19 protein-coding genes are annotated in these 19,339 nt (G+C 59.4%); 6 read left to right on the plus strand and 13 right to left on the minus strand.

Going from position 1 to position 19,339, the window contains the following annotated elements; all coding sequences use genetic code 11:
* Position 1 precedes the first annotated feature (1 nt).
* From ACR1XV_RS04840 to iscR, 8 genes are read right to left on the minus strand one after another with little or no spacing between them, the layout of a single operon-like run.
* Positions 2-568 (minus strand): Yip1 family protein, encoded by a 567-nt coding sequence (locus ACR1XV_RS04840; RefSeq protein WP_480529219.1) that lies wholly within the window; start codon positions 566-568, stop codon positions 2-4.
* A complete protein-coding gene (locus ACR1XV_RS04845) occupies positions 565-1,050 on the minus strand; it encodes a YIP1 family protein (protein WP_480529220.1) in 486 nt (161 codons plus the stop codon). Before ACR1XV_RS04845 ends, ACR1XV_RS04840 begins: the two co-directional genes overlap by 4 nt.
* Complete coding sequence (gene sufD, locus ACR1XV_RS04850) at positions 1,050-2,330, minus strand: Fe-S cluster assembly protein SufD (RefSeq protein ID WP_480529221.1); 1,281 nt, start codon at positions 2,328-2,330, stop codon at positions 1,050-1,052. The genes ACR1XV_RS04845 and sufD overlap by 1 nt, the downstream gene beginning before the upstream one ends.
* Positions 2,330-3,085, minus strand: a complete 756-nt coding sequence (gene sufC, locus ACR1XV_RS04855; protein ID WP_480529222.1) for a Fe-S cluster assembly ATPase SufC — start codon at positions 3,083-3,085, stop codon at positions 2,330-2,332. Before sufC ends, sufD begins: the two co-directional genes overlap by 1 nt.
* 49 nt (positions 3,086-3,134) lie before the next feature.
* Entirely contained in the window at positions 3,135-3,338 is a 204-nt protein-coding gene (locus tag ACR1XV_RS04860) for a hypothetical protein (RefSeq protein ID WP_480529223.1), read from the minus strand.
* The gene (gene sufB / locus ACR1XV_RS04865; RefSeq protein WP_480529224.1) at positions 3,338-4,858 is read right to left on the minus strand and encodes a Fe-S cluster assembly protein SufB; all 1,521 of its coding nucleotides are present in this window, start codon (positions 4,856-4,858) and stop codon (positions 3,338-3,340) included. Before sufB ends, ACR1XV_RS04860 begins: the two co-directional genes overlap by 1 nt.
* An 18-nt stretch (positions 4,859-4,876) precedes the next feature.
* Positions 4,877-5,956 (minus strand): cysteine desulfurase family protein, encoded by a 1,080-nt coding sequence (locus ACR1XV_RS04870; protein ID WP_480529226.1) that lies wholly within the window; start codon positions 5,954-5,956, stop codon positions 4,877-4,879.
* 54 nt (positions 5,957-6,010) lie between these two features.
* Positions 6,011-6,469, minus strand: coding sequence for a Fe-S cluster assembly transcriptional regulator IscR (iscR, locus tag ACR1XV_RS04875; RefSeq protein ID WP_480529227.1), 459 nt, complete (start codon positions 6,467-6,469; stop codon positions 6,011-6,013).
* A 179-nt stretch (positions 6,470-6,648) separates the two neighbouring features.
* Here iscR and ACR1XV_RS04880 point away from each other — a divergent pair, with 179 nt between their 5' ends.
* The 5 genes from ACR1XV_RS04880 to ACR1XV_RS04900 all read left to right on the plus strand — a co-directional run bounded on the left by ACR1XV_RS04880 (position 6,649) and on the right by ACR1XV_RS04900 (position 10,938).
* Entirely contained in the window at positions 6,649-7,302 is a 654-nt protein-coding gene (locus ACR1XV_RS04880) for an alpha/beta hydrolase (protein WP_480529228.1), read from the plus strand.
* Positions 7,302-7,547, plus strand: coding sequence for a hypothetical protein (locus ACR1XV_RS04885; RefSeq protein WP_480529229.1), 246 nt, complete (start codon positions 7,302-7,304; stop codon positions 7,545-7,547). The genes ACR1XV_RS04880 and ACR1XV_RS04885 overlap by 1 nt, the downstream gene beginning before the upstream one ends.
* A 363-nt stretch (positions 7,548-7,910) precedes the next feature.
* A complete protein-coding gene (locus ACR1XV_RS04890) occupies positions 7,911-8,246 on the plus strand; it encodes an SMR family transporter (protein WP_480529230.1) in 336 nt (111 codons plus the stop codon).
* A gap of 67 nt (positions 8,247-8,313) precedes the next feature.
* Entirely contained in the window at positions 8,314-10,131 is a 1,818-nt protein-coding gene (typA, locus tag ACR1XV_RS04895; protein WP_480529231.1) for a translational GTPase TypA, read from the plus strand.
* A 279-nt stretch (positions 10,132-10,410) separates the two neighbouring features.
* Positions 10,411-10,938 carry a hypothetical protein gene (locus ACR1XV_RS04900; protein WP_480529232.1) on the plus strand — a complete coding sequence of 176 codons (528 nt, stop codon included), beginning with the start codon at positions 10,411-10,413 and terminating at the stop codon, positions 10,936-10,938.
* Positions 10,939-11,046: 108 nt separating this feature from the next.
* Here the strand turns inward: ACR1XV_RS04900 and ACR1XV_RS04905 are convergent, their stop codons facing one another.
* From ACR1XV_RS04905 to recA, 4 genes are all read right to left on the minus strand, one after another.
* The gene (locus ACR1XV_RS04905; protein ID WP_480529233.1) at positions 11,047-11,664 is read right to left on the minus strand and encodes a transglutaminase-like cysteine peptidase; all 618 of its coding nucleotides are present in this window, start codon (positions 11,662-11,664) and stop codon (positions 11,047-11,049) included.
* A gap of 355 nt (positions 11,665-12,019) precedes the next feature.
* Positions 12,020-12,307: a DUF1330 domain-containing protein gene (locus ACR1XV_RS04910; protein WP_480529234.1), complete on the minus strand. Its 288-nt coding sequence runs from the start codon at positions 12,305-12,307 to the stop codon at positions 12,020-12,022.
* Position 12,308: 1 nt separating this feature from the next.
* Positions 12,309-14,981 (minus strand): alanine--tRNA ligase, encoded by a 2,673-nt coding sequence (alaS, locus tag ACR1XV_RS04915; protein WP_480529235.1) that lies wholly within the window; start codon positions 14,979-14,981, stop codon positions 12,309-12,311.
* Between the two features lie 178 nt (positions 14,982-15,159).
* Positions 15,160-16,224 carry a recombinase RecA gene (recA, locus tag ACR1XV_RS04920; protein WP_480529236.1) on the minus strand — a complete coding sequence of 355 codons (1,065 nt, stop codon included), beginning with the start codon at positions 16,222-16,224 and terminating at the stop codon, positions 15,160-15,162.
* Between the two features lie 190 nt (positions 16,225-16,414).
* On the opposite strand from recA, the gene ACR1XV_RS04925 reads away from it, so the two are divergent.
* The gene (locus tag ACR1XV_RS04925; RefSeq protein ID WP_480529237.1) at positions 16,415-17,008 is read left to right on the plus strand and encodes a gamma-glutamyl kinase; all 594 of its coding nucleotides are present in this window, start codon (positions 16,415-16,417) and stop codon (positions 17,006-17,008) included.
* A gap of 5 nt (positions 17,009-17,013) precedes the next feature.
* Here ACR1XV_RS04925 and ACR1XV_RS04930 read toward each other — a convergent pair whose 3' ends face one another.
* Positions 17,014-19,299 (minus strand): hybrid sensor histidine kinase/response regulator, encoded by a 2,286-nt coding sequence (locus ACR1XV_RS04930; RefSeq protein ID WP_480529238.1) that lies wholly within the window; start codon positions 19,297-19,299, stop codon positions 17,014-17,016.
* Positions 19,300-19,339: the final 40 nt, after the last annotated feature.

Raw genomic sequence — 19,339 nt, forward strand, 5'->3', positions numbered from 1 at the left:
CCTATACAGGTCCGCCGGGGGACAACCAAAGAACAAAGGGGATGGCCAGAACACCCGAGATGAGCATCACCAGAAACGACTTGCCGAGCGAGGCGAACCGGTGCGCCTCGTTCAGGAAATGCAGGGTGATATAGAGACTTAGCCCCAGCATCACGAGGCTGGCGGGCAGGAACAGGAACGGTGCGACTGACACGGCCAACAGAACGATCGCCTGCCCCACGATCTGCAGAATTTGCAGCCAGACCACCAAGGTCATGATCCCAAAAAGCGAAGCAGTTCCACCCAGCATCCGCCCGACAAACAGAAAGGTGACGACGCTGATCAGGATGGCACCGACCGAGACGAACAGGGTCCGCGACACCGGCTCGGCCACTTGCTGGACCTCGGGTGACACCAGCGGCAGCACAAAGCCCGAGGCAGATTGCACCAATGCGTTCAGGATAACGGCCAGAAAAAAGGCCAGCCACAGCACATCGCCGCCCAACCGCATCGCCAGCAGACGACGCGCGGCCTCGGCAGGGTTTGACAGGGTCAGAACGACCATATTCATCAAGGTGGCAGCGCTCATTCAGACGCCCTTTGCGTTTGCCTCAGTCCCGAGAACCAGAACCAGACGAAAACCGCAACCCATAACAGCCCGACCAGCGTTTGCGCGCCCCCCGGGCCGATGAAACCGGCGACCAGACCATTCAGCAAGACCAGCGGGGCCGAGGCCAGCAGCGCCCAAAACAACGCCAGCCGCGCGCCATAGCCGGTGCCCCTGCCCCCAAATGCCCTTGCGGCCAGATGCGAGATCCAAGCCAGACCGTAGAAAAGCAACGGCAGGATAAAGACCGAGCCCAGCAGCGCACCACCCATCAGCATGTTCAGCTCGGACCCGTCCAAATGGGCCTGCCGCGCAAGGCTGGGCAGTTGCGCGATAAAGCCGATCACGCAGAAGGCCATGACAAACGCCAAGGCGCGATCTTCGCGTGGCCCCATATCCATCAGGCGGCGCACAACGCGCCCCGGTCCGCGATACGTGGCCACGATATCCGTTGTGACAGGCATCAGTTGCGGCGTGCCAGCCAATCTTGCAGACGGGACACAATGACCTCGGCCAGTGCGTCATCCTCGATTTCCTGTACCGCTTCGGCAAGGAAGGCGAGCGTTAGCATGTTCGTCGCATCCTTTACCGGAACACCGCGAGAGCGCAGGTAGAACAGCGCCGTCTCGTCGATCGCGCCAGAGGTCGAGCCGTGCGAGCAGGCCACATCATCGGCGTAGATCTCAAGTTCGGGCTTCGCCAGGAACTGGCTGTCATCGTCCAGCAGCAACGACTGACTGATCTGATAGCCATCGGTTTTCTGAGCGCCTTCCTTGACAAGGATCTTACCTTGAAACACGCCTGTTGCGCCGTTGCGCAGCACCTTTTTGAACACCTGACGGCTTTCGCAATTCACCGCGTCATGGGTCACAAAAACCGTGTCGTCGTGATGGAAGTCACCGTCGCCGACACAGGCACCGGCAACATGGGCAACCGCGTTGTCCCCGGTCAGTTCGACAACCTGCTCATTGCGGGTCAGTACGCCATTTACCGTCAGGGTAAACGATTTATAAACCGACTCTTCACCCATGCGGGTGAACATATGCGTTGCCGCACGGCGCTGGTGATCACGCCCCTGCGCGCGGACATGATGCAGGGTACCGCCATCGGCGATATCGATTTCCATGCATTTGTTAAAACGCGAGGCGGCGGGGCCATTTTCAAGGATCGTCACCTCGGCACCACTTTCCACACGAACGATGTGGTGCAGGATCGCGTCCGAGGTCTCGGACGCATGGCGATAGATCAGGCTGATCGGCTTGGACGGTTTCCCGGTCACATGAATCGCAACCCCGTCCGAGGCGAAAGCCGTATTCAACGCCGCCAGCGGACGCTGCACCGGGACCTGACCGCGGGCTTCCAGAACGCCGTATAACTCCTTACCCCAGTGAATATCTTTGCAGCAGATGTCTTCGAGCCGATCAATCGACACGCCTTCCATCGAGAGGTCGTCGGACTCTTCTGGGCTGAAAACCCCGTCGATGAACACGATCTTCAGACGATCAAATTCGTGGAACATCATCGGTTCATCGGTCTCGAACAAAGCCGCCGCCGGGGCTTCGGCCGAAATCAGCGTGTCCGGACGGGTGTATTTCCAGTATTCGTCGCGACGACCGGGCAAGCCCATCTCGCGCACCCGGGCCAAAGCGGCCTCGCGCGCCTTACGGGTGCAGCCCGCGTCCGGCATCGTCAGGGCGGCCAGCCGCTCCTCGGTCGCGGTTTGTTTTGCTTGGGGCAACGCCATCAGTTCACCTCGGCCAGAATGTCGGCATAGCCGTTATGTTCCACTTCCAGCGCCAGCTCGGGCCCGCCGGATTTGACGATGCGGCCGTCCGCCATGATGTGGACCACGTCCGGTTTGATATGATCCAGCAGGCGCTGATAGTGCGTGATCACGAGAAACCCGCGCCCTTCGTCCCGCAGAGCGTTCACACCTTCAGCCACTAGTTTCATTGCATCCACATCAAGACCCGAGTCGGTCTCGTCAAGGATGCACATCTTAGGCTCAAGCATTGCCATCTGCAGGATTTCGTTTCGTTTTTTCTCACCACCCGAGAAACCAACATTGACCGGACGCTTCAACATATCGGCGTCGATCTTCAAAGCCTTGGCCTTGGCGCGCACCTCTTTCAGGAAATCGGTGGCCGACAGTTCCTCTTGCCCGCGCGCCTTGCGCTGAGCGTTTACAGCAGTCCGCAGGAAGGTCATGTTGCCCACACCGGGGATTTCCACGGGGTATTGGAACGCAAGAAACACACCTGCTGCGGCGCGCTCTTCGGGCTCCATCTCAAGCAGGTCCTCGCCATCCAGCGTGGCTGACCCGTCGGTCACCTCATAGCCATCACGCCCCGACAGCACATAGCTGAGCGTCGACTTGCCCGAACCATTCGGACCCATGATCGCGTGTACCTTCCCGGCATCCACGGTCAGATCGACACCCTTGAGGATCTGCTTATCTTCTTCCTCAAGCTTCACGTGCAGGTTCTTGATTTCCAGCATTTCTTTGTCCTTTTGCGTATCGCAACGGGCCGGTGGCCCCAGATAACCTTTATCCCAGCGCCTTGCGGATCAGGCGCGCTGCAATCCAACCCAGGATTGCCCCACCACCTATTGCCCAGACCGGGTTGATGAATTCGAAATAGTTGATGTTGACATAAGCCACGCCCAGCAATCCGCCCAGAACCGGCAGGGCATAGCCAAGCCAGGTCAGCACATCATCCTTCTGGATACCGCTGCGAGGCGAACGCGCCATCAGCCGACCGAGCCTTCCAGCGAAATGGCCACAAGCTGCTGCGCTTCCATGGCGAACTCCATCGGCAGGGCCTGCAACACATCCTTGCAGAACCCGTTCACGACCAGCGCCACGGCCTCTTCTTCATCCATGCCGCGCTGGCGGCAATAGAACAGCTGATCGTCGTCGACCTTGGACGTCGTCGCCTCGTGCTCCACACGTGACGAATTGTTCCTGACCTCGATATACGGCACCGTATGCGCGCCGCATTTGTCGCCGATCAACAGGCTGTCACACTGGGTATAGTTCCGGCTGTCCTTCGCCTTGGGGTGCATGGAAACAAGGCCGCGATAGGTGTTCTGTGCCTTGCCCGCGCTGATCCCTTTCGACACGATCCGCGACTTGGTGTTCTTGCCCAGATGCACCATCTTTGTGCCGGTATCGGCCTGCTGATAGTTGTTGGCAATCGCGATCGAATAGAACTCGCCCTGACTGTCATCCCCGCGCAGGATGCAGGAGGGGTACTTCCATGTCACAGCCGATCCGGTCTCGACCTGCGTCCACATCACTTTGGACCGATCGCCCCGACAATCGGCGCGCTTGGTCACGAAGTTATAGATACCACCCTTGCCGTTCTCGTCACCGGGGAACCAGTTCTGAACGGTCGAGTATTTCACCTCGGCATCTTCTTCGATGATGATCTCGACCACGGCCGCGTGCAGCTGCGCGGTATCGCGTTGCGGCGCGGTGCAGCCCTCAAGATAAGAAACGTAAGACCCCTTGTCGGCGATGATCAGGGTCCGTTCGAACTGACCGGTGTTTTCGGCATTGATGCGGAAATAGGTGCTCAGTTCCATGGGGCAGCGGACGCCGGGCGGGACGTAAACAAAAGACCCGTCCGAGAAGACGGCTGAGTTCAGCGTCGCATAGAAATTGTCCGACTGCGGTACCACGGTGCCCAGATACTTCTTCACCAGCTCCGGGTGCTCTTTGATCGCCTCGGAGATCGAGCAAAAGATCACACCCGCCTTCTTCAACTCTTCTTGGAACGTTGTGCCAACCGAGACCGAGTCGAACACAGCGTCCACGGCAACCTTACGGCCCTCAGCGGGCGCATCCTCGGCCCCCTCAACGCCTGCCAGAATCATCTGTTCTTTCAGCGGGATACCCAGCTTTTCATATGTCGCCAGCAGCTTAGGATCAACCTCATCCAGAGACTTGGGCTTTTCTTCCATCGATTTCGGACGCGCGTAATAGTACTGATCCTGAAAATCGATTTCGGGATAGCTGACCATCGCCCATTTGGGCTCTTCCATCTTGGTCCAGCGATCAAACGCGGCAAGACGCCATTCGGTCATCCATTCGGGTTCGTCATTTTTGCTTGAGATCAGCCGGACAATATCCGGGTTCACGCCCTTGGGCGCATACTCCATCTCGATCTCGGTTTCCCAGCCGTATTTATAAGTGCCAACCTCGCGTACCGCATCCACGGTTTCCTGATCGACACCTTCTTTTACCTGGGTCTGGTCCAAAGCGGCCATGTGACACCCTCCGTCAGATCACGCTGCACGTGCGCGATGCTTTTTCTCTTTTTCCAGCCACGTTTCCGCGAAACGCAGCACGTCTTCTTCCGTCGTCTCAGGCCCCAGCGACACGCGAACAGCGCTTGCGGCGACCGCCTCGTCAAAACCCATCGCGGTCAGGACCCGGCTCGTCTTTACCTTGCCGCTGGAGCAGGCAGAACCCGCGCTGATGGCAAAGCCGGACAAGTCCATTTGCATGACCTGCGTTTCGCCCTTCCAGCCGGGCATCGCAAAACAGGCAGTATTGGGGAGTCGCTCCTGACCTTTCCCGACAAAAATAGTAGCTTTAGAGGCAGCCTCAAGAGCGTTTTCTAGAATATTTCTAAGTTCGGTAACTTTTTCCCAAACGCCATCAGCCAGATCACGCGCGGCCGCTTCCGCTGCGGCCCCAAAGCCCGCGATTCCAATGATGTTTTCTGTACCCGAACGGCGCCCCATCTCTTGACCGCCGCCGCTGGCCAAAGGCGCGATATCGACCCCCTGCCGCAGGATCAGTGCGCCAACGCCTTTCGGGCCGCCGATCTTGTGCGCCGACAGGATCGCCATATCCGCGCCGCTCCAGGCGAATGAGAATGGGATGCGCCCGACGGCCTGCGTGATGTCCAGCAACAGCCAATCCGCGCGGCGCGCGCCATAGGGCCACTGACCTTCGACCTTCTCGGGCGGTCGGGTGACGATCCCGGTTTCCGAATTTGCCAGTCCCATTGCCAATGTATGACCCGGACCAAAGGGCCGCGCATCACAGTTGGACAGGTCGAAATGCGACCAGAGCGCGTCATGGGCTGTGGGCTCGACAAACACGTCGCAGCCATCCGGGCGGTTTTCCAGAACCCGGGCAGCCTCGGTCGCGCCCGAGGTAAAGATGACCTCTTGCGGACGGCAGCCGACGGCCTCGGCCACCTGCGCCCGTGCGCGTTCGACCACTGCCTTGGCTGCGCGTCCCTCAGCGTGGACCGAGGACGGGTTTCCCGCCACATCCATCGCCGCCATCATCGCGGCGCGCGCTTCGGGCCGCAAAGGTGCAGTCGCGTTATGATCCAGATAAACACGTTTCATGGATGCATCTTTTTCCATATTGGAATCGTCTGAGAGACCGGCGCTTTCATCCGATTAATCGTCCACGACCGCAAACAGATTCGGCACCGCCGGGCACGGGGCGAGATCATTGGTGATCACATCGGACAGACGCGTCTGATGCAGGAACACGTAGACATTCGCGCTGAGGCTTTCCCACAAACGGTTGGTCAGCGACTGCGCGCGACTGCCCGAAGAGGCACCGGATGCCCCCGCCCCCTTGTGCATCGCATCGACGGTTTCATCCACGGCTGCCAGCACCTCGACCACGCGGATATCGGACGCAGGGCGCGCCAGACGGTACCCGCCCCCCGGGCCGCGCACCGAACTGACCAGCTCGGCCCGGCGCAGCTTGACAAACAACTGTTCGAGATAGGGCAGCGAGATATCCTGACGCTCGGAAATTTCGCCCAGAGTCACCAGTTTGTCGGTCGACTGCAGCGCAATATCCGCCAGCGCAACCATCGCGTAACGGCCCTTGGTCGACAGCTTCATATCATTCCCTCTCGGCAAGAACCGCGCGAAAACATTGACGTCGCTGCGACCAGTGCGTATCTCCCACTGACAGCGTTTTTTCGCGACATAAATGCAATTAGAACCGTTCTAAAGTACCCGACGATTACCGTCAAGATAATCCCGGGCCCGACACGGTAAAAAACAGGACCAAAGCACACATGCCCGAGGTGATTTTTCCCGGACCCGAAGGCCGCCTGGAAGGCCGCTACCACCCGCAAAAGGAAAAAGACGCACCGATCGCCATCGTCCTGCACCCGCACCCTCAATTCGGCGGGACCATGAACAACAAGGTGGTCTATAACCTGCACTATGCCTTCTACAACATGGGCTTTACGGTGCTGCGCTTTAACTTTCGCGGCGTGGGCCGCAGTCAGGGCGAATATGATCAGGGCATCGGTGAGCTGAGCGATGCGGCCTCGGCGCTGGATTACCTGCAGTCGATGAACAACAACTCCAAGCATTGCTGGGTCGCAGGCTTTTCGTTTGGCGCGTGGATCGGGATGCAGCTGCTGATGCGCCGCCCCGAGATCACCGGCTTCATCAGCGTTTCGCCACCTGCGAATATGTACGATTTCTCGTTCCTGGCCCCCTGCCCGTCTTCCGGTCTGATCATCAACGGCTCGGCTGACCGGGTCGCGCCGCCGGCCGATACCGCCTCGCTGGTGGGCAAGCTGCACGAGCAGAAGGGAATCACCATCACCCATAATGAGGTGGATGGGGCAGATCACTTCTTCCAGGATCGCCATATGGATACGCTGATGGGCGACGTCACCGATTACGTCAAACGCCGCCTGACCGAGAACACCCGCTGATGTCCGACACCATCACGACCCTCGCGGCCCGGTTGGCCGAGGACACGATGAAGGTTATGGACGAAACCGGAGACGACCGCTTCTTTGTCGAAGTCGGTGAAGTGTTGGGCGCAGCCTCGCAATCGCTGGAAGAGGCTTTCCTGACCGAAATCCGTGTCCGGCTGGCCGAACGCAAGGCACGGCAGTTCGTGGTCAAAAGGCTATCGGAACACCGGTCCAAGCTGAAGGCGATTGAAAAACACTAAAAAAAGGAGCTCGAGAGCTCCTTTTAATAATCGTTCGGTGGGCGCTTAAACTGGAACCCTGATTGAACGTTCAACATTTTGGGCTGCATCAATGTCGACGGACCCCCCGTCTGCAAGCCACCCGAGCGCCACGATCAGTACCGAAACGATAATGACGGATTTCGCGAAAGTCGTCATTTTATCAAACTCATTAAAAACACACTAAAAACAAGTCGACCATAGCATCGCATGCAACCCCTTGAATAGTAAGGTTTACCCGACCTTTGCTCCGCACGTACGGCTTCCCCGAAACGGCTGAAGCCCCTTGCCCGACGCCTGAAACCTGTGCTCAATCGCGACCGAAACCCCGGAAAGAGACCTTCATTGCCCAAGACCTATCTGATCCTCTTGCTCGCGGTGGTGGCCGAGACCATCGGAACAACCGCGCTGCAGGCCAGCCAGCAATTCACGCGCCTGTGGCCCTCCGTTCTCGTGGTCGTTGGATACGGGTGCGCATTCTATCTGATGGCGTTGACGCTGAAGGTTATGCCGGTCGGCATCGTCTATGCCATCTGGTCAGGCTTAGGCATTTTCCTGATCGCCCTGATCGGCTTTCTGGTGTTTGGCCAGCGTCTGGACTGGCCCGCGATACTGGGACTGACGCTGATACTGGCGGGAATCCTCATCATTCACCTGTTTTCCGAGACCGCGGGCCACTAGGGGCTGGCATATTTTGTCGCGCCGCGTTATGCGCCGGGCCAACTTCCCGTTCAAAGGCTGACCTCTCATGGACCTGCGCAACATCGCAATCATCGCTCACGTGGACCACGGCAAGACGACTCTGGTCGATGAGCTGCTCAAACAATCCGGGGCGTTCCGGGAAAATCAGGCCGTGGCCGAGCGCGCCATGGACAGCAACGATCTGGAGCGCGAGCGTGGCATCACCATCCTTGCCAAGGCCACCAGCGTTGAATGGAAAGGCACCCGGATCAATATCGTCGACACCCCCGGCCACGCCGATTTCGGAGGCGAGGTTGAACGGATTCTCAGCATGGTCGACGGCGTGGTCCTGCTGGTCGACGCCGCCGAAGGCCCGATGCCGCAAACCAAGTTCGTGACCTCAAAAGCGCTGGCACTGGGCCTGCGCCCCATCGTGGTTCTGAATAAAGTCGACAAACCCGACGCTGAACCCGACCGCGCGCTGGACGAATGTTTCGATCTGTTCGCCAACCTGGGTGCCGACGACGACCAGCTGGATTTCCCGGCCATGTACGCTTCGGGCCGTTCGGGCTGGGCGGATCTGGAGCTGGACGGGCCGCGTCAGGATCTGACCGCCCTGTTCGACCTGATCGTCGACCACGTCCCCGCACCGAAACAGGCAGAACGCAAGGCCGAGCCGTTCCGGATGCTGGCCACCACGCTGGGCAGCGACCCGTTCATCGGGCGCATCCTGACTGGCCGCGTCGAAAGCGGCACGCTGAAGGCGGGCGACAGCCTGAAGGCACTCAGCCGTGATGGCAGCCTGATCGAAAACTTCCGCGCGTCGAAGATTCTCGCCTTCCGCGGCCTCAGCCAACAGCCCATCGATGTGGCCGAGGCAGGCGACATCGTCACTATCGCCGGCATGAGCAAGGCCACCGTGGCGGATTCGCTGGTCGCGCCGCAGGTCGATGAAGCCCTGCCCGCACAGCCCATCGACCCGCCGACCATAACGGTCACCTTCGGTATCAACGACTCGCCGCTAGCAGGCCGTGACGGCAAAAAGGTCCAATCCCGCGTGATCCGCGACCGCCTGATGAAAGAGGCCGAATCGAACGTCGCCATCCGCATCAGCGACACGCCGGGCGGCGAAGCCTTCGAGGTCGCCGGTCGCGGTGAACTGCAGATGGGTGTTCTGATCGAAAACATGCGCCGCGAAGGGTTCGAGCTCAGCATTTCACGCCCGCAGGTTCTGTTCCGCGAGGAAGACGGCCAGCGTATGGAGCCCATCGAAGAAGTCACCATCGACGTAGATGATGAATTCTCGGGTGCGGTGATCGAAAAAGTCACCGGCGCGCGCAAGGGCGAGTTGGTCGAGATGCGCCCCGCAGGCGCGGGCAAGACGCGCATCATCGCCCATGTCCCCTCGCGCGGGTTGATCGGTTATCACGGAGAGTTCCTGACCGACACCCGCGGCACCGGCGTACTGAACCGCGTGTTCCACGGCTGGGCGGCCCACAAGGGCGCGATCCCGGGGCGGCGCGCGGGTGTGCTGATCTCGATGGAAAAAGGTCAGGCCGTCGCTTATGCGCTGTGGAACCTAGAAGAACGCGGCCGCATGTTCGTGGGTCCGCAGACGGATGTCTATCAGGGCATGGTGATCGGCGAGCATTCGCGCGACAATGATCTTGAGGTGAACCCGCTCAAGGGCAAGAAACTGACCAACGTGCGCGCCAGCGGCTCGGACGACGCGGTTCGCCTGACACCGCATGTGCAGTTTTCGCTGGAAGAGGCGATCGCCTATATCGACGACGATGAACTGGTCGAGGTGACACCGAACGTCATCCGCCTGCGCAAACGCTATCTGGACCCGCATGAGCGTAAACGGATGTCCAAATCGGCGTGATCGCGATGTAAACCGGTTCACAGATTGGAAACAATCGCGCAATCGTGGCATTTTTGCGTCAATGCAAGGTTAAGCTGAAAGAAGAAGGCCCGTCACAACGCCGGGCTTTCTTTTTGTTTTTTATACAAAATCACGCATAGATAGAGTTCGTTGCTGTCCAATCACCAAATTTGCCGTTGAAAATACGGCGGGATGCGGATGTATTTGTGTTCAAAGTGTGGCGTCGGTTTTGTATACGGCGGCATAGTTAATGAGTTCCAAGGAGCGGATGCGATGCGCATGAAATCTCAACTGTTATCTATTGTATTTGTTTCGGCAACGATGCCCTTCATCTCGGCCGGGGCCGCGCAGGCCTCTGAGATGTGTACGGTCAAGACGGCGAAGCAATCCGTATCGTCCAAGGCGCTGTGTGCCTGCGATGTCGTCAGTTCGCGGATGGTACGTTACATTCAGCGGCGCGCAGATTTCGAATCTATCCTCGAGCAGACATTGCTGGACTGCCCGGCTTTCGCGGCTATCCTGACTGATCTTCCCACCGCCTCTATCGGCTTTGCCGAACAACGATCGGGCGATGGTCCGGACGATGAGACGGCCGGTTCGAACGAGCCTCCAGATTCAGATACGCCTTCGGACCCCGAGCCTAAAGATCCGGACCCCGAGACAACCCCGCCGGGAGGCAACGATCCCGATCCGAAGGACCCACCGAGCGGAGATGGCAATCCGGATCCCAAAGACCCACCGGCTGATCCTCCGACCCAACCGGATCCAAAAGATCCCGTAGGAACTGTCGGCACCAAAACGAACTAGTTGACAAGTAAGGTGGTCGGCACAAGGCCGGGGTGTCTAACTTGGCAATAAGAAAAGGGATGGGAGCGCTGCCCATCCCGCACATTGCTTACTTCGAGCCGAAGGCGGTCAACTCCGCCCGTATACCCCAACCCAGTTTCGCGGCTGGTTCGGGTCCTGCATTCGCAGAAAAAGGTACCGCGTTGCGGTCCACGGCTTGATCCGGTTCGTCAAATTATCAAGAACCAGGTCGCCCTGGCTTGACCGGTACACCAAAACCGCATGAGCATTCCGGCGCGTGTCCAATACCGTGGCGATCAGCAGCTTGCGCGGATCAATCCCGGCCTTGATAAGGTCGCGCTTTTTCAGAAGGGCGAAATCCTCACAATCTCCGCCCAGCGACGTGGGCAGCGCCCAAAGCTCGCGGGTTTTGTACTGAGACTGATCTGTCACTTCCCGGGTCGATGCATTCACACGGCGGTTGATCTGTTTGACCAAGGTCAGTTCTTGGCTGCTGGACAGCGATGCCGATCCTTTTTGTGCGCAGGCCCACGAATACTGCCTGCACAACTGCCGCGCACCGGTCGGTGGGGGCGAGGCTGCTACGCCGTAGATAAACGTGCCATCCTTGGCCTCGGCCACCGTGCCAACCAATAGCGCGCCGCCGATCAGGGCAACGGCCCCGCAAAGGTTGCGGAGCTTTGCCGCATGTCGTCTGAAGGCATTTCCAGTGGTGCCAACGGTCATCATGCCTGTCCCTCGAGTCCTGTTCGATCCCAGCGATTGGCGTGGTTCAGAACCCTATCTGCCCGGCTTGAAATATCCGTTAACGCGGGTCTGCACGCAATCTTTGGTCAGGCTGAGGGGGAAAAGCGGCGGAAATTCGTCACTTTTCATGACCATTTCCGCGCCAGATCATGGCGTCGATGCCACAATCCCGCGGATCGGAGCGTCAAAACCTGCGCAATATCTGGTGTAATATTTTGTTATTGCTGCAAAAGATAACAAATTAGGGAAAAGCCCGACTGCCATGCTGGCAATCGGGCAAAAGCAATGCCCAAGAGCTGGTTGACCTGTGCGAGCTCTGACGACTCGGCGATTCTCAGTCCGTGATCTCGACCACAACCAACTCGCGCTCGCTTGCACCGCGGGCGTGATCCAGCGCCTTCTGGTACTGCGCGGAGTTATAACAGTCGACAGCGGCTTCGACCGACGGGAACCGGGCCACTACGTTGCGGGGGCGGTCTTTGCCCTCCAACTGAACATAGCGAGCAGCACGGGCGATGAACTCGCCGCCATGGGCTGCAATCGCCGGCCCCGCCAGTTCTGCATATTTTCCGTAAGCCTCGTCGTCGGTGACCGTGACATGCGCGATCCAGAGTGCAGGCATGTTATCCTCCCAAGACTTGTTCCGCGGCCTGAATGGCGGCATCGGCGTTTGACGCATCCTTACCTCCACCCTGGGCCATGTCGGGGCGGCCACCGCCCCCCTTGCCACCCAACTCGCCCACGGCAGCACGTACCAGATCGACGGCCGAGACCTTACCAACAAGGTCCTGCGTCACACCGGCGGCGACAGCGGCCTTGCCGCCCGTATCAGCGATCAGCAGTACTGCGCCTGAACCCAGCCGACCTTTGTGTTCGTCGATCAGGGTCGGCAAGTCTTTGCCCGACACGCCGGTCAGCACCTGCGCGAGAAAGGCAACGCCGTTGACATCCTTGGCCTCGGCACCACCGCCCTGCCCTGCGCCACCGGCCATCGCCAGATCTCGGCGCAACTGCGCAACCTCGTTCTGCAGTGCCTTGCGTTCATCCAACAGCGACCGAACGCGCGCCACGACATCATCCGGCTGCGCCTTCAACTCGAGAGCGATTGCGCCCAAACGGTGATCCTGCGCGGACAGGTAGCTGAACGCTTCGTCCCCGGTCAGCGCTTCGATCCGCCTCACGCCTGCGCTGCTGGCACTGTCGCCCAGCACGACGAAGGTGCCAATATCACCGGTCTGACGCACATGGGTACCGCCGCACAGCTCGATCGACCAAGTCTCGCCATCCTGACCTTTGCCGGTGGGTGCCTTCCCCATGGATACCACGCGCACCTCGTCCCCGTATTTCTCGCCGAACAGTGCCTGAGCACCCAACGCCCGCGCATCGTCGGGCGTCATGATGCGGGTCTCGACGGACGAGTTCTGGCGAATGAACTCATTCACCTCACGCTCGACTGTCCGAATCTCGTCCGGGGTGAGGGCCTTGGAATGGCTGAAGTCAAACCGCAGGCGGTCCGCCGCGTTAAGCGAGCCGCGCTGCGCCACGTGATCGCCAAGCGTCTCGCGCAGCGCCTCGTGCAGCAGGTGCGTGGCCGAGTGGTTTGCCCGGATCGCCGTGCGGCGGGCGTGATCAACCTCAAGCTCGACCGCGTCGCCTTTCGAGATCGTGCCGTGATCGACAGTAACTTTATGGGCATAGACCTTGCCGTCGGCGAACTTCCGGGTGTCTTCGACACGGGCAACATCGTCGCGTTCGTCCAGACGACGGATTTCGCCGGTATCGCCGACCTGACCGCCGGCCTCGCCGTAGAAGGGCGTCTGATTGACGACGACCCAGCCGCTTCCGCCTTGGTCAATCCGATCCACCAGAGCGCCATCAACCACCAGAGCGGTAACCTGACCTTCGGCCTTCTCGGTGTCATAGCCCAGAAAATCGGTCGCGCCTGCAGTATCCAAAACATCGAACCAGACAACCTGATCCGCAGCCTCGCCCGACCCGGCCCAGGCAGCACGGGCCTTGGCCTTTTGTTCGGCCATGGCCGCATCGAACCCATCGGTGTCGACGGTCCGGCCCTTTTCGCGCAGTGCATCCTGCGTCAGGTCCAGCGGGAATCCATAGGTGTCATACAGTTTGAACGCTGCAGCGCCGGGCAAGGGATCGCCGTCGGGCAAACCCGCGACTTCGTCGTCCAGCAGTTTCAGGCCACGGTCCAGCGTCTGCTTGAACCGGGTTTCTTCCAGCAGCAGAGTCTCTTCGATCAGCGGTTGCGCCTGCCCCAGTTCGGAATACTGCGCGCCCATTAGCTGCACCAGAGATGGAACCAGCTTGTGCATGACCGGGTCCTTCGCGCCCAGCAGATGCGCGTGCCGCATGGCACGGCGCATGATCCGGCGCAGCACATAACCGCGCCCGTCATTGCTGGGCATCACCCCGTCGGCAATCAGGAACGAGGTCGACCGCAGGTGATCCGCGATCACGCGATGATGCACGTTCTTGTCACCATAAGGGTCGACATTTGTGACAGCCGCCGACGCCTCGATCAGAGTCTTGAACAGATCAGTGTCATAGTTGTCGTGACTGCCCTGCAGCAGCGCGCCAATCCGCTCCAGCCCCATGCCCGTGTCGATCGACTGCATGTCAAGTTCGACCATCGAGCCGTCCTCGAACTGCTCGTTCTGCATGAAAACGATGTTCCAGATTTCGATGAACCGGTCGCCATCTTCCTCGGCCGAGCCCGGAGGGCCGCCCCAGATGTGATCGCCGTGGTCATAGAAAATCTCGGTGCACGGGCCGCAGGGGCCGGTGGGGCCCATTTGCCAGAAATTGTCATTGGTGGCGATGCGGATGATCCGGTCCTCGGGCACGCCGACCTTTTTCCAGATATCGAACGCTTCGTCATCCGTGTGATAAACCGTGGTCAGGAGGCGGTTTTTGTCGATGCCGAATTCCTTGGTGATCAACTCCCACGCAAAAGGAATAGCTTCGGATTTGAAGTAATCCCCGAACGAGAAATTCCCCAGCATTTCAAAGAAGGTATGATGGCGCGCGGTATAGCCCACATTGTCCAGATCGTTATGTTTGCCGCCCGCGCGCACACATTTCTGCGCCGTTGTGGCACGGCTGTAATCGCGGGTTTCGATCCCGGTAAACAGGTTCTTGAACTGCACCATGCCCGAGTTCACGAACATCAAGGTCGGGTCATTGCGCGGCACCAGCGGGCTTGAAGCGACGACCTCGTGCCCCTGCTTGGCGAAATAGTTCAGAAAGGTCGATCGGATATCGTTCAGCGTGGGCATGTGGGCTCTCTCGGCGCGCTATCATTCTGGTTCGCAATGGTTTAGCCGCGCACCTGCGGACTGTCCACAGCCCTCGCGCCCGAAACGAAACAAGGCGGCCCCGGCGGACCGCCCTGTTCCAAGTATTCTCAGCACCATCGGGATGCCGGGGATTTCTGCTGTCCCGTCAGCGACTGTCTTAAGCTTCGAGGATGTCATCCTCTTCCGCTTCGGGCGGCATCTCAAAATCCAGCCCGTGTGCGGCGCGAATCTTGTCCTCGATCTCCAGCGCGGCGCGGGTGTTGTCACGCAGATATTGCTTGGCGTTCTCACGCCCCTGCCCGATCCGTTCGTCACCATAGCTGAACCATGAACCCGATTTCTCGACCACACCGGCTTTGACGCCCAGATCAAGTAGTTCACCCATCTTGCTAATGCCTTCGCCATACATGATGTCGAATTCAACCTGCTTGAAGGGCGGCGCCACCTTGTTCTTGACGACCTTGACGCGGGTCTGGTTGCCGACCACCTCGTCGCGGTCCTTAATCGCCCCGATACGACGAATATCCAGCCGGACCGAGCTGTAGAATTTCAGCGCATTGCCGCCGGTCGTGGTTTCCGGGCTGCCGAACATCACGCCGATCTTCATCCGGATCTGGTTGATGAAAATCACCATGCAGTTCGAACGGTTGATCGAGCCGGTTAGTTTCCGCATCGCCTGACTCATCAGCCGGGCCTGTACGCCCACGCTGCTGTCGCCCATATCGCCTTCCAGCTCGGATTTCGGCGTCAGCGCCGCCACCGAGTCGACCACGACCATGTTCACAGCCCCCGACCGCACCAGCGTATCGGTAATCTCTAACGCCTGTTCACCGGTATCGGGCTGCGAGATCAGAAGCTCGTCCAGATCGACGCCCAGCTTGCGGGCGTATTGCGGGTCCAGCGCGTGTTCCGCATCAACGAACGCGCACACACCGCCGCGTTTCTGCTGTTCCGCTATACAGTGCAGCGTCAGCGTGGTTTTGCCCGAGCTTTCCGGCCCATAGATCTCGACAATCCGGCCCATCGGCAGACCGCCGATTCCCAGCGCGATGTCCAGCCCGAGCGATCCGGTCGAGCTTGCCTCGATATCCTGCTTGGAATCCTCGCCCAGCTTCATGATCGAGCCCTTGCCGAACTGCCGTTCGATCTGAGCCAAAGCGCTGTCGAGCGCCTTTTGCTTGTCCGCGTTTTTCTTGTCGCTCATTGTCAGAAGATCCGCCATTGTCCTGTCATTATCCCTTTTGTCACACCCGTTGACGGGCGGCAATCGCTGCTTTGTTCGCCTCTTGTTCCTTATGAGACCAAAAAGGGAACATTTCAACTAAAACTTATGCAACCTACTGTTGAGCAATTGTGTTAAAGAGTCGTTTACGACAATCTGCGACACGAAAAGCGTTGAAGAGAAAAGAGAAATGCTGGTTTTTTACAAAGAACGCCTCGCGCTTTTGTCCGTTCCCAAAACCGGTAGCACCGCCTATCAGACCGCGCTGCGCGACCGCGCCGATATCGTCATCGCGGGTCCGACCGACCTGAAACATGCGAACTTGCGCCGGTATGACCGGTTCTTTCAAACCATGTTCCGCAAGGTGTTCGACGCCGAGATGGAGGTGATGGCCATCGTCCGCGAACCCATTGACTGGTTGGGCAGCTGGTACCGATACCGCAGCAGGCCAGAGCGCGCAGGGCACCCCCATTCCACACAAGGTCTGAGTTTCGACGAATTCCTCACCGGTTATCTGAGGCAACCATGTCCGGCCTTCGCTGATGTGGGCTGTCAAAGCGATTTCCTGCAGCCCCGTCGCGATGGGACGACCGTGACCCATCTGTTCAAGTACGAAAACCAAGACAAGATACTGGATTTCTTGCAGGACCGGTTGAACCAGACAATCAACCTCAGGCGCGAGAATGTCTCTCCGAACCGTCCGCTGGAGCTGTCAGAAGAAACAGAACAGCAGTTCCGCAACGAATACTCGCACGAATTCGCGCTGTACCAATCGGCCCGGTGATCAGATTAGCCAAGCTGCTGGTAGACAGCCTCGGTCAGCTGCGTCAACGAAAACGGCTTGGGCAGGAAGGCCGCATGTTCGACCTCGGGGCCGGATTCGCCGAACGCGCCATCGGTATAGCCCGACATGAAGACGACCCTTACATCGGGGCGGGTCTGCATCGCCTGACGGACCCAGGTCGGGCCATCCATGCCCGGCATCACCACATCCGTCACGAAAACATCAACCGACAGATTCGGGTCTTCGAGCAGGTCCAAAGCCGCCTCGGCCGAGTCGGCCTCAAGCACCGTATAGCCTTTCAGCCGCAAAGCCCGGGTGGCAAAGGCGCGCACGGGGGCTTCATCCTCCACGAGCAGAACGACCCCTTCGCCCTGATGGGGCCCCTGCACATCTGGTACCTCGGGTGCGTCAGGCTCGGGGGTTTCAGCAGCGGGGCTGACGGGCAGCAGCACCGTGAATTCGGTGCCCCGATCCGGAACGCTGTCGACAAAGATGAAACCTCCGGTCTGTTTGACGATGCCATAAGCCGTGGACAGGCCCAGCCCGGTCCCCTCACCCGTGCGTTTGGTAGTGTAAAACGGTTCGAACACCTTCTGCAGCTTGTCCGCGGGGATTCCGACACCACTGTCTATCACCTTGACCGTCACGTATTCCCCGGGCGGCACGGTTGCGCGGTCACGCGACAACGGCTGATCCAGCATCAAAACTTCGGTCTCAATGCGAATCTCTCCACCCTCGGGCATCGCATCGCGGGCGTTGACGACGAGATTCATCAGCACCTGCTCGAGTTGCCGTTTATCCGCCCGAACCGGCTTCAGCACCGGATCGTGGCTAAGGGTCAATCGCACCTTTTCCCCGACCAGCCGGTTCAGGAGGTGAATCAGGTCCGAGATCGTGTCACGGACGTCCAGCACCTCGGGCCGCAGCGTCTGTTTGCGCGAGAACGCCAATAGCTGGCTCACGAGAGCCGCGGCGCGGTTGGCGTTCTGGTTGATCTGCACCAAATCGCCGTAGTTCGGATCATTCTGATCGTGGCGCAGCAGCAGCAGGTCGCAATGGCCGGAAATCGCGGTGAGCAGGTTGTTGAAGTCATGAGCCACCCCGCCAGCCAGTTGACCGACGGCCTGCATCTTTTGGCCTTGCACAAACTGGGCCTCCAGTGTCTTCAGCTCTGTTGCGTCGCTCAGCACCGCAATCAAGGCGATCTGACCGTTGCGGCAAATGCGTGACAAGGTGACTTGTACGAAAATCTCTTTGTCTTTGCGGGTCAGGCGCAAAAATTCTGAGCGCGGAGTCTGGTCCTGCTCGGCAGCCTTGGCCAGCCAATCGCGGATCGGGTAGCCAAGCCCCTGCATCATGCCTTCGATATTGGTTCGTCCGGGTTCAATGTCGCCGACCAGATGGACGGCGAGGCGGTTGGCCTCGAGTATATCTCCGCCCGGCGACAACCGCATGATCGGTACGGGCAAGTCCGCAAAGGACGTCGCATCGGTGCCGAGCCCGGGATCGTCGAGCGGCGTCAGAAGAAGATCGCGAACGATCCCGTCTTGTTCCAGCTGCGATACCGACATCCGCGCCTCGCCGTCGGCGGTCATCGCGCGCGTAATCGGGGCATCGAGTCCGTCGGGAAACAGAGGGGCAAGGCTTGTTGGCACCGTCCCAAAAAGCGCCCTCGCGGCTGAGTTCGCGTTCAAGACAACATCGTTACGCCCGACCCTCAGAACCGGTAACTCCGCATCATCCCAAGGGCGCTGCGCGTCAGTGTCGAAGCGCCAAAAATAGCAGTCAGGACCGACCACCTGAACCGAAATCTGCATCGTCTGTCCGCGGGTCACGATCTTATCCTTGGCCCGCCCCTGCGCGCGAGCCCTTGCCTGCAGCCGCAACAGGATGGCCTGAGGGTTGGCTAATGCCGAGCGCAAGTTGCGATCCAGCCGCTCTCCCACAGCTGCGCGAAAGCTCCGGTTTGCCTGCGTGTTGGCCAGCAGAATCTTCCCGTCTGTATCTGCGATGACGCAAGCGGCGCTTTCGGTTTCCAGAACCGCCGAGATGAACGCATCGCTGCGCGCCTCGATTCGTCCCACAATCCAAAGACGAACGGCAACCAGAATGCCGACTGCAAGAAACGATACCCCGACAGCCGCGACGCCCGCGCTCCATCGTGGCGGTAGCACTCCGAAAATCGACAGCAGACACAAGATCACAGCCACTGACACCATCAACAAGAACCGGCCACGCCCCGCCTCCCACCAGTCGGAGCGCAAGGGGGAAGCTTCTGAAAAACCGGACATAAGTGGCTCGTATCAAGATGATTTTGGCCAATATCGACCA

The organism is Ruegeria sp. AD2(2025) (assembly GCF_056542385.1).